The organism is Candidatus Enterococcus willemsii (genome assembly GCF_009933335.1).
Lineage (GTDB): Bacteria > Bacillota > Bacilli > Lactobacillales > Enterococcaceae > Enterococcus_F > Enterococcus_F willemsii.
In genome coordinates, this window is record NZ_MAEL01000045.1 from 1 (window position 1) to 13,254 (window position 13,254).

General features: G+C 37.3%; 16 protein-coding genes. 14 read left to right on the top strand and 2 right to left on the bottom strand.

Annotated features, from left to right (window positions below; all coding sequences use genetic code 11):
• Positions 1-282: 282 nt before the first annotated feature.
• The 11 genes from fabT (at position 283) to BAU17_RS09040 (ending at position 8,994) form a co-directional block, all read left to right on the top strand.
• Positions 283-723 (top strand): fatty acid biosynthesis transcriptional regulator FabT, encoded by a 441-nt coding sequence (fabT, locus tag BAU17_RS08990; protein ID WP_161902484.1) that lies wholly within the window; start codon positions 283-285, stop codon positions 721-723.
• Positions 724-733: 10 nt separating this feature from the next.
• The gene (locus BAU17_RS08995) at positions 734-1,696 is read left to right on the top strand and encodes a beta-ketoacyl-ACP synthase III (protein WP_161902485.1); all 963 of its coding nucleotides are present in this window, start codon (positions 734-736) and stop codon (positions 1,694-1,696) included.
• A gap of 46 nt (positions 1,697-1,742) precedes the next feature.
• On the top strand, positions 1,743-1,967 hold the full coding sequence (locus BAU17_RS09000; protein ID WP_161902486.1) for an acyl carrier protein: 225 nt from the start codon (positions 1,743-1,745) through the stop codon (positions 1,965-1,967).
• 163 nt (positions 1,968-2,130) lie between these two features.
• Positions 2,131-3,054, top strand: coding sequence for an ACP S-malonyltransferase (gene fabD, locus BAU17_RS09005; RefSeq protein ID WP_161902487.1), 924 nt, complete (start codon positions 2,131-2,133; stop codon positions 3,052-3,054).
• A gap of 9 nt (positions 3,055-3,063) precedes the next feature.
• Positions 3,064-3,801: a 3-oxoacyl-[acyl-carrier-protein] reductase gene (fabG, locus tag BAU17_RS09010; RefSeq protein WP_161902488.1), complete on the top strand. Its 738-nt coding sequence runs from the start codon at positions 3,064-3,066 to the stop codon at positions 3,799-3,801.
• A gap of 16 nt (positions 3,802-3,817) precedes the next feature.
• On the top strand, positions 3,818-5,053 hold the full coding sequence (gene fabF / locus BAU17_RS09015; protein ID WP_161902489.1) for a beta-ketoacyl-ACP synthase II: 1,236 nt from the start codon (positions 3,818-3,820) through the stop codon (positions 5,051-5,053).
• Positions 5,054-5,055: 2 nt separating this feature from the next.
• Positions 5,056-5,532: an acetyl-CoA carboxylase biotin carboxyl carrier protein gene (gene accB, locus BAU17_RS09020; RefSeq protein ID WP_161902490.1), complete on the top strand. Its 477-nt coding sequence runs from the start codon at positions 5,056-5,058 to the stop codon at positions 5,530-5,532.
• A gap of 11 nt (positions 5,533-5,543) precedes the next feature.
• On the top strand, positions 5,544-5,963 hold the full coding sequence (fabZ, locus tag BAU17_RS09025) for a 3-hydroxyacyl-ACP dehydratase FabZ (RefSeq protein ID WP_202622308.1): 420 nt from the start codon (positions 5,544-5,546) through the stop codon (positions 5,961-5,963).
• Between the two features lie 7 nt (positions 5,964-5,970).
• Complete coding sequence (locus BAU17_RS09030) at positions 5,971-7,335, top strand: acetyl-CoA carboxylase biotin carboxylase subunit (protein WP_161902492.1); 1,365 nt, start codon at positions 5,971-5,973, stop codon at positions 7,333-7,335.
• A gap of 11 nt (positions 7,336-7,346) precedes the next feature.
• Positions 7,347-8,219, top strand: coding sequence for an acetyl-CoA carboxylase, carboxyltransferase subunit beta (accD, locus tag BAU17_RS09035; RefSeq protein ID WP_161902493.1), 873 nt, complete (start codon positions 7,347-7,349; stop codon positions 8,217-8,219).
• A complete protein-coding gene (locus BAU17_RS09040) occupies positions 8,212-8,994 on the top strand; it encodes an acetyl-CoA carboxylase carboxyl transferase subunit alpha (RefSeq protein ID WP_233706760.1) in 783 nt (260 codons plus the stop codon). The genes accD and BAU17_RS09040 overlap by 8 nt, the downstream gene beginning before the upstream one ends.
• Before the next feature lie 61 nt (positions 8,995-9,055).
• On the opposite strand, the gene BAU17_RS09045 is transcribed toward BAU17_RS09040, so the two are convergent.
• The gene (locus BAU17_RS09045; RefSeq protein WP_161902494.1) at positions 9,056-9,454 is read right to left on the bottom strand and encodes a VOC family protein; all 399 of its coding nucleotides are present in this window, start codon (positions 9,452-9,454) and stop codon (positions 9,056-9,058) included.
• Between the two features lie 219 nt (positions 9,455-9,673).
• Here BAU17_RS09045 and BAU17_RS09050 point away from each other — a divergent pair, with 219 nt between their 5' ends.
• The 3 genes from BAU17_RS09050 to BAU17_RS09060 all read left to right on the top strand — a co-directional run bounded on the left by BAU17_RS09050 (position 9,674) and on the right by BAU17_RS09060 (position 11,836).
• Complete coding sequence (locus tag BAU17_RS09050; RefSeq protein ID WP_161902495.1) at positions 9,674-10,519, top strand: transporter substrate-binding domain-containing protein; 846 nt, start codon at positions 9,674-9,676, stop codon at positions 10,517-10,519.
• 14 nt (positions 10,520-10,533) lie between these two features.
• On the top strand, positions 10,534-11,223 hold the full coding sequence (locus BAU17_RS09055) for an amino acid ABC transporter permease (RefSeq protein WP_161902496.1): 690 nt from the start codon (positions 10,534-10,536) through the stop codon (positions 11,221-11,223).
• 88 nt (positions 11,224-11,311) lie between these two features.
• On the top strand, positions 11,312-11,836 hold the full coding sequence (locus BAU17_RS09060; RefSeq protein ID WP_161902497.1) for an acyl-CoA thioesterase: 525 nt from the start codon (positions 11,312-11,314) through the stop codon (positions 11,834-11,836).
• Between the two features lie 23 nt (positions 11,837-11,859).
• Here BAU17_RS09060 and argH read toward each other — a convergent pair whose 3' ends face one another.
• Positions 11,860-13,248, bottom strand: a complete 1,389-nt coding sequence (gene argH / locus BAU17_RS09065; RefSeq protein ID WP_161902498.1) for an argininosuccinate lyase — start codon at positions 13,246-13,248, stop codon at positions 11,860-11,862.
• Between the last annotated feature and the right edge of the window lie 6 nt (positions 13,249-13,254).

Genomic DNA, 13,254 nt, shown 5'->3' on the forward strand with positions numbered 1-13,254 from the left:
TGAAGATAGCAGAAAATAAGGAAAAAAGCGAATTTACTTAATAGAAATTTAAAAAAATAACCGAAAAATACGCTTGTTCAGATTTTTTTATGCAAAAAATAGAAGAATATGGTAAAATTGTTTGAAAGTCAAAGTATATTTGGCTTGAAAAATGTATCGAATCCCTTGAAAATTACATGTAAAATGAAAAAAACACAAAAATAGGGTTGCATTTTTTTTGATTTTAAATTATAGTTTGATAGTCAAAAGATTTGATAATCAAACTATTCGGATGGTGGAACAATGAAACCCAACTTTGAAAGAATTAATAACTTATTGGTAGATGTCTTTAATGACATTTTAGTTATCGAGGAATCAGAACTAAAAAAATCGCAATTTAATGATCTTTCGATTACTGAAATGCATACGATTGAAGCAATCGGTATGTATAAAAAAAAGACAACTTCTGAGGTTGCAAAAGAACTTTCGATTACAGTTGGTACATTAACCATTGCAATCAATCGTTTAGTGAAAAAAGGATACGTCGAACGAATTCGTAGTGAAGACGATCGTCGTGTAGTCAAATTAGGTTTGACAAAAAAAGGAAAGTTACTTTTTCGTGTTCATCAACATTTTCACAGTCAAATGATTCGGGAAATTTTGAAGAATATGGAAGATGATGAGCAGACAGCGTTACTTAAAGCGTTGGATAATCTTCATTATTTCTTACAAGAATATAAGTGAGCGTATAAGTATGACAAATTTTGGACAAATTACAGCAACTGCGAGTTACGTCCCTGAAAAAGTAGTATCCAATGATCAATTAGCAGAAATTATGGATACTAGTGATGAATGGATTTATTCTCGTACAGGAATCAAAACCAGACATATTGCAACAGATGAAAATACTTCGGATTTGTGTATTAAAGTGGCCAATCAATTACTTGAGAAAAGCCACACATCTCCAGAAGAAATAGATTTCATTATTGTCGCAACAATGTCCCCAGACTATAACTCACCTTCTGTTGCTTGTATGGTACAAGGAGCCGTTGGAGCAAGTCGTGCATTTGCTTTCGACTTAAGTGCAGCCTGTGCAGGTTTTGTTTATGCGTTATCTATGGGCGAAAAAATTATTCGTACAGGAGCTAAGAAAGGCTTAATCATCGGAGGCGAGGTTCTTTCTAAAGTATTAGATTGGGAAGACCGAACAACAGCTGTCTTGTTTGGAGATGGTGCAGGTGGCGTATTGTTAGAAGCAAGCGACCAACCACATATCTTGAAAGAAAGCTTGCGTGCTGACGGAACAAGAGGTATGTCATTGACTTCTGGTTATAAGGAGAATAAAAATCCTTATGGTCATTCGACAACTGGACAAACAACTTGTTTAACAATGGCTGGTAGAGATATCTTTGACTTTGCGACAAGAGATGTTGCCGCCGCAATTGCTGAACTAATTGAAGGCGAGACAATTGACTACTTTCTACTACATCAAGCAAATTCTCGTATTTTAGATAAAATTGCGAGAAAAGTTAAAGCACCTCGCGAAAAATTTTTACAAAACATGGATAAATATGGCAATACATCTGGTGCAACAATTCCTATCTTATTGGATGAATCCGTTGCAGATGGTACTTTAACATTAGGAAACAATCAAAAAGTGATACTTTCAGGTTTTGGTGGCGGATTGACATGGGGTTCCATGATCATCACCTTATAATCTGTAGTTATATAAAATTAAAAAACATTATTGGAGGAATATAAACATGGTATTCGAAAAAATTCAAGAAATCGTAGCAGAAGAATTAGGTAAAGAGAAAGATGAAATTCAATTAACAACAAACATTCAAGAAGATTTAGAAGCAGATAGCTTAGACTTATTCCAAATCATCAATGAAATTGAAGATGAATTTGATGTAAAAATCGAAGTAGAAGACGGTATCAAAACTGTTAGCGACTTAGTGAAATACGTAGAACAACAACAAGCTTAATTTTTGAGGCTGGGCCAAAAGCCTAGCCTTTCCTTATATAGGAAAGTTGATTAGATATTTCGAATACGTATCTCCAACGAAAACCAAATAAAAAATTAAGTGATTTATACAAACAAATGAAATCAATTCGTTGATTAAAAAGAGACATTTAGAGGAGATAAACATGAAAACAGCTTTTTTATTTAGCGGCCAAGGTGCGCAATATGTTGGCATGGGACAAGAATTATACGAACAAGAAGCGATTGTTCGTGATACATTTGCGCAAGCAAGTAAAGTTCTAGGCTATGACATGGCAGAATTATGTTTTACTGAAAATGAAAAATTAGATCAAACTGAATATACGCAGCCAGCAATTTTAACAGTTAGTGTGGCTTTTTGGCGCTTATTAGAATCCAAAGGTTATCACGCAGATGCCGTTGCTGGATTGAGTCTAGGTGAATACACAGCCTTAGTTGCTAGTGGTGCGCTAGACTTTGAGGATGCTGTGGCACTCGTTGCTAAAAGAGGCGCGTTTATGGCAAATGCAGCACCTGCAGGAACAGGAAAAATGGTTGCAGTCATGAATACACCTGTTGAAACAATTGAAAAAGTTTGCGAAGAAGCAAGCTCATTGGGAATTGTTTCTCCAGCAAATTACAATACACCTCAACAAATTGTTATTGGAGGAGAAGTTTCAGCAGTTGACGATGCCGTGGAACGATTAAAAGAAGCAGGGGCAAAACGTATGATACCACTAAATGTGAGTGGACCATTCCATACAGCATTGCTAAAAACCGCAGCAGAAAACTTAAAAGAAGTACTAGAAACAGTGACCTTTAAAGAAATGAATGTACCGGTGATTAGCAATACAACGGCACAAGTAATGAACCAAACAGAAATAAAAGATTTATTAGAACGACAAGTTATGTCACCTGTTCGTTTCTATGAGAGTGTAGATACACTGAAAGAATTAGGCATTGAACGAATTGTTGAAATTGGACCTGGAAAAGTTCTTTCAGGATTCATTAAAAAAATTGACAAAACATTAGTTATGTCTCGCGTAGAAGACAGTAAGACGCTACAAGAGACTGAGGCAGTATTATCCTAGGAGGACAGTATGGAATTAAAAAATAAAACGGTTTTTGTTACTGGTAGTACGCGAGGGATTGGTTTAGAAATCGCAAAAGCTTTTGCAAAAGAAGGCGCAAATATTGTATTAAATGGGCGTAGTGAAATTTCAAAAGAATTAATTGCTGAAATTGAAAGTTATGGCGTGAAATGTATCGGTGTCTCTGGTGATATTTCTGACTTTGCGAATGCAGGTGAAATGATTAAAGCAACAGAAGATCAATTAGGACCAGTCAATGTACTTGTCAATAATGCTGGAATTACTAATGATAAATTATTATTACGCATGACAGAAACAGATTTTGAACAAGTGTTAAAAATCAACTTAACTGGCACATTTAATATGACACAACAAGTGATGAAAAAAATGTTGAAACAGCGTGAAGGCGTGATTATCAATTTATCAAGCGTTTCTGGTTTGATGGGGAATGCTGGCCAAGCCAATTATGCAGCAAGTAAAGCAGGTGTGGTTGGTTTTACTAAATCGGTTGCTAGAGAAGTGGCTCCAAGAGGGATTACCTGCAATGCAATTGCCCCTGGCTTTATTCAAACAGATATGACAGAAGTCTTATCAGATAAGGTAAAAGAACAAGTAACACAAAGTATTCCATTGCAACGTTTTGGCAATGTAGAAGATGTTGCGCAAACGGCTATTTTCTTAGCAAAAAGCCCATATATCACTGGTCAAGTAATTAATGTTGACGGTGGTTTGGTCATGCACGGTTAAGAGAGGAGAAAAAATTATGAATCGAGTAGTAGTCACAGGATACGGTGTGGTTTCTCCAATTGGGAACGACCCGGAAACATTTTTATCTAGTTTAAAAGAAGGAACCAACGGAATTGGTCCAATCACTAAATTTGACGCAGAAGCAACAGGAATCTCAGTTGCAGGAGAGGTCAAAGATTTTCCATTAGAAAAATATTTCGTTAAAAAAGATACGAAGCGGATGGATGAGTTTTCATTGTATGGAATTCATGCAGCGTTAGATGCGATTGAAATGGCAAAATTAGATACAAATGCGATTGATGCTGATCGTTTTGGTGTAATGGTTGGTTCAGGTATTGGTGGTTTACCAACTATTCAAGATCAAGTAACACGCATGAATGAGAAAGGTCCAAAACGTGTATCACCAATGTTCGTGCCAATGTCTATCGTCAACATGGTTGCAGGAAATATTGCATTACGTGTCGGCGCAAAAGGAATCTGTACAACAACAGTGACTGCCTGTGCTTCTGGTACACATTCAGTAGGTGAAGCGTTCCGTAACATTAAGCATGGTTATGCAGATGTTATGTTAGCTGGTGGGGCAGAAGCAACAATTTGTGAAATTGGTATTGCTGGTTTTGCTTCATTAACAGCTTTAACGACAGAAGCTGATCCTGATAAAGCATCAACACCATTTGACAAAAACCGCAGTGGCTTTGTTATGGGTGAAGGAGCGGGTGTTCTATTGTTAGAATCATTGGATCATGCATTAGCTCGCGGTGCCAATATTCTTGGTGAAGTAGTTGGTTATGGCGCAAATTGTGATGCTTACCATATGACAGCACCAAATCCTGATGGTTCAGGTGCAGGTAAAGCAATGAAATTAGCAATGACTGAAGCAGATATTCAACCGACAGAAGTTGGCTACATCAATGCGCATGGGACAAGTACACCAGCCAATGATGTGTCAGAAGCGACAGCAATTCGTTATGGTTTAGGAGATAGTTACAAAGAAACTTATGTAAGTAGTACAAAATCAATGACAGGTCACTTATTAGGTGCTGCCGGTGGAGTTGAAGCAGTTGCTACCTTATTAGCGTTGCAACACCAATTTATTCCACCAAATATTAATGTAACAGAGCAAGATCCAGATATTGACTTAAACGTTGTGATAAACGAGAGCAAACCAGCCGAATTAACTTATGCTATGAGTAATTCACTAGGTTTTGGTGGACACAATGCAGTTATTTTAATGAAACGTTGGGAGGCATAAGAATGGACTTGAATGAAATAAAAGATTTACTTACTCTTTTTGATCAATCCACTCTAACTGAATTTAATCTAAAAGATGGTAGTTTCGAATTATATTTAAATAAAAATAGCATGTCACGTGCACAAACAACACAGGTAGAAACAGTTGCACAACCACAACCAGTAGCTGCAGCACCTGTTGCACAAACAGTACAGCCAGCTCCAGTAGTTGAAACGACAGAACAAAAACCGGTTGTAGCTGGAACAGAAATTGTTTCGCCATTAGTTGGGGTGGCTTATTTAAAACCAAGCCCAGATAAACCAACATTCAAGCAAGTTGGTGACCATGTGGCAAAAGGAGACGTTGTTTGTATCGTTGAAGCGATGAAAGTCATGAACGAAATTACAAGTGATGTTTCAGGAGAAATTGTTGAAGTTTTAGTAGAAAATGAACAAGTGGTTGAATTTAACCAACCATTGTTTATTGTGAAAGAAGGGTAAATATGTCTGTAATGAATATTCAAGAAATTAAAGAGATTATTCCTCATCGTTATCCGATGTTATTGATTGATCGTGTGGAAGAATTAGTTGATGGTGAACGAGTTGTTGCTAAGAAAAATGTGACAATTAATGAACCATTCTTCCAAGGACATTTTCCACATGAACCTGTAATGCCAGGTGTATTGATTGTTGAAGCGATGGCACAAGCAGGTGCAGTTGCACTATTATCGTTAGAACAATTCCGTGGCAAAACAGCTTACTTTGGTGGCATTGATAAAGCCAAATTCCGTAAAAAAGTAACACCAGGTGATACACTGATTTTAGAAGTAGAAATTATTAAAGTTAAAGCAAATGCTGGTATTGGTAAAGGTATTGCAAAAGTGGACGGCAAAAAAGTAGCCGAAGCTGAATTAACCTTCATGATTGGATAGGTGACATATGTTTTCAAAGATATTAATTGCAAACCGTGGAGAGATTGCGGTGAGAATCATTCGCGCATGTCGCGAATTGGGTGTCCGTACAGTAGCAGTTTATTCTGAAGCTGATAGAAATGCCCTACACACTGAATTAGCAGACGAAGCAATTTGTATCGGACCTGCTAAAGCAACAGATTCATATTTAAATGTACAACAAATTTTAAGTGCAGCTATCGTCACGAAAGCTGAAGCAATTCACCCTGGATTCGGTTTCTTATCCGAAAATAGCCGATTTGCTTCAATGTGCGAAGAATGCAATATTACGTTTATTGGACCTAAAAGTAAAACGATTGATGATATGGGGAACAAAATCAATGCGCGTAAATTAATGATTGATGCGAAAGTACCGGTCATTCCTGGAAGCGAAGGCGCAGTTGCGGATGTTGAAGAAGCATTAACAATTGCAGATGAAATTGGTTATCCAGTGATGCTAAAAGCTGCTGCTGGTGGTGGAGGAAAAGGAATTCGTAAAGTATTGACAAAAGACGAATTACCACAACATTTTTCTTCTGCCCAACAAGAAGCAAAAGCTGCTTTTGGTAACGATGATATGTATATTGAGAAAATTGTTTATCCTGCGCGTCATATCGAAGTCCAAATTTTAGGTGACAGTTTTGGAAATGTCATTCATTTAGGTGAACGTGACTGCTCTTTACAAAGAAATAACCAAAAAGTGCTAGAAGAATCACCTTCTGTCGTTATTTCTGAAGATAAACGTCAAGAAATTGGCATGGCGGCTGTCCGTGCAGCCAAAGCAGTTAATTATGAAAATGCTGGAACAATTGAGTTCTTGATGGATGAATCTGGTGCCTTTTATTTCATGGAAATGAATACTCGTATTCAAGTAGAACATCCCATTACAGAAATGGTAACCGGTGTTGATTTAGTGAAGAAACAACTAGAGATTGCTAGTGGTGAACCATTAGGTCTAAAACAAGAAGAGATTAAAATGACTGGACATGCAATTGAATGCCGAATTAATGCTGAAAACCCAGCCTTTAATTTTGCACCATCGCCAGGTACAATTAGTAATTTATTGTTGCCAGCTGGTGGCATGGGGATTCGTGTTGATAGTGCGATGTATTCAGGCTACACAATCCCACCTTACTATGATTCAATGATTGCAAAAGTCATTGTACACGGCAACACTCGTTTTGATGCATTGATGAAAATGCAACGTGCACTAAGTGAGCTAGTTACAGATGGTGTGGTTACAAATGCTGAATTCCAATTAGATTTAATCAGTCATCCTAATGTTATTGCGGGGGATTACAGCACGGCCTTTTTACAAGAAGAATTTTTACCAAATTGGACGCCTGAAGTTTAGGAGGGGAAAACATGGCATTATTCAAAAAGAAAAAGGATTATATTCGAATTAATCCAAATCGTCCAACAACGCCAACGAATGAACCTTCTGTCCCGGACAATATGTGGGCAAAATGTCCAAGTTGCAAGCATACACTTTATACAAAAGAAATTGGGGCAGAGAAAGTCTGCCCTAACTGTGGGTATAATTTCCGTATAACCGCTTGGGAACGAATTTCGTTGACTATTGATGAAAGAAGTTTTGAAGAATGGGATACAGATGTCGAAACAGAAGACCCATTGGATTTCCCAAAGTATAAAGAAAAGATTGAGCAAATGCGTGAAAAAACGCAACTACACGAAGCTGTTTTAACAGGAAAAGCAACTGTTCTAGGAGAATCGATTGCTTTAGGTATTATGGATTCACACTTTATTATGGGAAGTATGGGAACGGTTGTCGGTGAAAAAATCACGCGCTTGTTTGAAAAAGCGACCGAACAAGGCTTACCAGTTGTCTTATTTACTGCTTCTGGAGGGGCTAGAATGCAAGAAGGAATTTTTTCTTTAATGCAAATGGCTAAAATTTCTGCAGCAGTCAAACGACATAGTAATCAGGGCCTATTTTACCTAACTGTTTTAACAGATCCAACAACTGGTGGTGTAACAGCAAGCTTTGCGATGGAAGGCGATATTATTTTAGCCGAGCCACAAGCATTGATTGGTTTTGCAGGTCGACGTGTGATTGAACAGACCATCAAACAAGAACTACCAGATGATTTCCAAAAAGCAGAGTTTCTGCTAGAACATGGTTTTGTGGATCAAATTGTTCCACGAACTGAATTAAGAGAACGCATATATGACTTAGTACGTATGCATACGATGAAGGGGTGGCAAAATCATGAGTAGTGCACACGAGATTGTTCAACTAGCTCGCGCAAAAGAGCGTTTAACGGCTTTGGACTACTTTGAACGCCTCTTTGACGATTACCAAGAATTTCATGGAGATCGCCTGTTTGCAGATGATGAAGCTGTTGTTGGGGGAGTCGCTTTATTAGACGACAAGCCAGTAACAGTTATCGGTATTCAAAAAGGCCGTAACCTTCCAGAAAATTTAAAACGTAATTTTGGTTCACCGCATCCGGAAGGGTATCGTAAAGCGTTGCGACTAATGAAACAAGCAGAAAAATTTAAACGTCCAGTGATTACGTTTATCAATACAGCAGGAGCATTTTGTGGTATCGGTGCAGAGGAACGTGGAGAAGGCGAAGCGATTGCTCGTAACTTACTAGAAATGTCTGATTTAAAAGTACCGATTATTGCAATTGTGATTGGTGAAGGTGGTAGTGGTGGTGCATTAGCTTTAGGGCTTGGAGATGAAGTGTGGATGATGGAACATTCCATTTATGCTGTACTATCACCGGAAGGATTTGCTTCGATTCTATGGAAAGACGGAAGTCGTGCCAAAGAAGCGGCTGAATTGATGAAAATTACGGCCAAAGAATTAAAAGAATTGAACATTGTGGAACGTGTTATTCCAGAAACATTCCGTGGAGAAAAAATTGCAGAAGCTGCAATTATCAAACGCTTAAAAGATGACTTAATTCGTAAATTGAAAGAATTGTCAGCAAAAGATGTATCGGAATTGCTAGAAGCTCGTTACCAACGTTTTAGAAAATACTAAGCAACAAAAAAGCCTTGCACTATGAGTTATAATACTCAAGTACAAGGCTTTTTTTATTTCATTACATTGCCATCCAGTTTGGTTCTAACATATTACCGTCTAAATCTTGTACTTCTAAGCCAAACATTTGATCTTCTGGAATCCCCATATCTACAGAGTAAACCGTTCCGCCGCTTTCTTCTGCGAGTTTACCGAACTTTTTCACTTCATCAGCACTGCCTAAACTAAAAGCAATTAATGCAGCACTTTGTGTTTTTGTGTCAGCAATTGTCTTGTCTTTGATAAATAATTTGTAGAAGGAATGATCCAATAACATGATAAAAAAATTATCATCCCACACCATGCAACTAGTTCGTTCATCTGAAAAGTCATCATTCTTTTTAAATCCTAATTTTTCATAAAAAACAGTAGACGCAGCAACATCTTTAACTGGAAAGTTCACAAAAACCATGGTAGACATAATGATTCCTCCTTTTTTCTTTATTATCATTAAAAATAGCCATTCTGTCAAAGGGAAACGCTTTCTTTCCGGAGAGGGATTCTTAACTAGTTATAAAAATACAATTTATTAAATAAAATGCATATTTAGTCTTTTATTATAAATAAATTTGTGTTATTATGCATATATAATTAAAAAAACTATTAATTTTGTATAAATATTATAAAGGAGATTTCATTTATGAAAAAAGTATGGGGGTTAACAAGTATTATTGTTGGTATGATGGTTTTAGGTGCGTGTGGAAATAGTGGCACGAAGAATTCAGAGAGTTCTACAGAGGTATCCGCAAGCAATCAATTAGAAAAAATTAAACAAGAGGGTGTCCTAAAAGTAGGAACATCGGCTGATTTTGCACCCTTTGAATTTCATACAATGATTAATGGGAAAGATACAATTGTGGGAGCAGATATTGACATGGTTAATGCTTTAGCAGAAGAAATTGGCATTGATGAGGTCCAATTTGTCGATATGGAATTTAATGCTGTGTTAGCAGCGTTAGACCAAAAGCAAGTTGATATTGCCGTTTCTGGTATTTCAGCAACCGAAGAAAGAAAAAAATCGGTCGACTTTACCATGAATTATTTCTTGCCTGAACAAAAAGTCGTTGTGCATAAAGATAACTTAGACACATACAAAACCATAGATGATTTAGAAGGTAAAAAAGTTGGTGCCCAAAAAGGGTCTATTCAAGAATCGATTGTCACAGATCAATTACCAGATTCACAAATTGTTTCAATACCAAAAGTACCTAACTTGGTGATTGAAATCAAACAAGGAACAATTGATGCGCTTGTTTTAGAAAGTGCGGTTGCTGAATCTTATGTGGGACAAAACGATGACTTAGCGATTGCCGAAGTTGAATTAGTTACTTCTGAAGATGAAGCCTATGCAATTGCCTTGCCAAAAGGGAGTACTGAATTACAAGAAGCATTGAATGAAGGGTTACAAAAATTAATTGACGACGGAAAAATAGCTGAATTTGTCCAAAAAAATACCGATTTAGCAAATGAAAATGCAGCGAAATAAAAGGTGGGTTACTAATGGATTATTCTTTTCTACTTGATTATTACAACTATTTTATTTCGGGAACATTGGTCACATTAATCATTTCTATTGTGACGATTATCTTCGGAACAATTTTGGGATTGGTCTTTGCGTTGATGAAGATTTCGTCCATCCGACCATTTCGATGGCTAGCTAATATTTATATTGAAGTATTACGTGGTACACCGATGTTGGTACAGATATTAATTAGCATGGGGCTGTTACGCAATTTCTTTTCTTTGCCAGTCGTGGCAATTGGCGTGTTAGATATTGACTTTGGACGCTTGCTACCAGGAATTATCGCTTTGTCTTTAAATTCAGGTGCCTATGTGGCGGAAATTGTCCGCGGTGGTATTAATGCCGTAGATGCGGGACAGTTTGAAGCTTCAGGTGCGCTAGGTCTGAACAAATCACAAACGATGCGTTATATTATTTTACCGCAAGCATTACGGAACGTTTTACCACCATTAGGTAATGAGTTTATCGTCTTAATTAAAGATTCTTCTTTGTTATCGACAATCGGTATTTACGAATTAATGAATAGCGCACAAATCGTCACAACCTCTGCCTTTATTCCATTAAAACCATTGTATGTAGCCGCAGGGATTTATTTTATCTTAACCTTTTCGACGTCGCAGCTTTTGAAAGTATGGGAGAAAAAATTAGGCAAGGGATATCGCAGATAACTAGCAGAAATACATCTTTATTTTTCAGTAAAGGTGTATTTTTATTTTGAAAAAATATGATAAAATAAAGGAAAATAGGGGGAACATTATGGAAGAATTTAATTATTGCCGTCACTCAAAAGTTATTCAAACGCATCGGATTTTTCCATTTGATTTGAATCCATTTGGTTTTTTATTTGGTGGAAAGTTAATGACGTTAATTGATGATGCGGCATCAATCTCGGTGACGAGACATTGTCGTCGTGGGGCAGTCACAGCCTCACTTGATCAACTGAATTTTCTAAAACCATTGCATAGTAATCATTCGGTGTGCGTGGAGTCTTATATTTCTGGTGCACATCACAAGTCGATGGAAGTATTCGTAAAAGTCATCGGTGAAGATTTAGTCACAGGTGAGCGGTATTTAGCAGCGACTTGTTTTACAACGTTTGTTGCAGTTGCTTCTCATATGAATGAGGAAACAGAATTTACAGTACCTAAAGTTGTTCCTGAAACAGAAGAAGAACATTTAGTCTGTGGGGGTTACGAAAAACGCCGTGCACAAAGACTAGCAGAGCGTGCAGAATACAAAGAATTTACCAAGCAATTATCCATTGATTTACCATGGAAGTAAAAGAAGCATCGAGACGAGTAAGCTCATCTTGATGCTTCTTTTTGTAGGATTTTTTTTGCGTTGATTATTTGCTTTTCGACTTGTTCAAATCCTGTTCCTCCAAGTGAATGGCGATTTTGAACAGCTGCTTTTGAGGTTAATTTCTCGTATAAATCAGAGGTGATGACAGGTGTAATTGCTTGGTATTCATCCAATGAAACATCTTGCAAATAAATGCCTCTCTGAATGCAAGAGAAGACGAGTTTACCTACAATTTCATGTGCTTCTCTAAAAGGGATTCCTTTGTTGGCTAAGTAATCAGCTAATTCAGTGGCATTTGAGAAATCTTTTTCGGTAGATTCAAGCATGTGTTGCTGATTGACTTGCATGGTTGCAATCATACCAGACATAATCGAAAGACTTTTGCTAACTGTTTCTACCGTATCAAACATGCCTTCTTTATCTTCTTGAAAGTCTTTATTGTAGGCCAAAGGTAAACCTTTCATCACCGTTAATAAACCAAATAAATCACCATAAACACGTCCGGTTTTGCCCCGAATTAATTCAGCCATATCTGGATTTTTTTTCTGAGGCATGATTGAGCTGCCAGTCGAAAAAGTATCTGAGAGTTGGACAAATTGAAATTCATGGCTACACCATAAAATAAGTTCTTCGCAAAAACGGGAAAGGTGCATCATCAAAATGGATGAGTTACTTAAAAATTCCAAGATGAAATCACGATCACTAACAGCATCTAAGCTGTTCGCATAAATTGAACTGAACCCTAATTCATTTGCAGAAAATTCTCGGTCAATAGGGAAGGTGGTACCAGCGAGTGCAGCTGCACCTAAAGGCGAGCAATCAATCCGTTGTAAATTTTCCGTTAGTCGTTGTTCATCACGAGTAAGCATTTGATAATAAGCCATCAAATGGTGCGCAAATGATATGGGTTGTGCGTGTTGTAAATGTGTATACCCAGGCATAATTGTTTCGATGTTTTCTGTAGCTTTTTCGACGAGAACTGTTCGTAATTCCCGTACCTTTTCGATAATTTCTAAGACATGCTCTTTTAAATAAAGATGCATATCGGTTGCAACTTGATCGTTACGTGAACGGCCGGTATGGAGTTTACCTGCCACCGGTCCAATTTCATCGTGTAAATACGATTCGATATTCAAATGAATATCTTCATTTTGGATGGTAAATTCCAACTCATTATTTGCTAGTTTTTGTTGAATCGTTTTTAAGCCTGTTATAATGGCTTCACCGTCTGATTGCGAAAGAATTTTTGTATGCATTAACATTTTGACATGGGCTAAACTGCCTTGGATGTCTTGTTTGGCTAATGCTTGATCAAAGGAGATTGATGCGCCAAACGCATCAATCCAATCTTCGTTTTTTCCATCGAAACGGCCACCCCAAAGTTTTTTCATGGCACG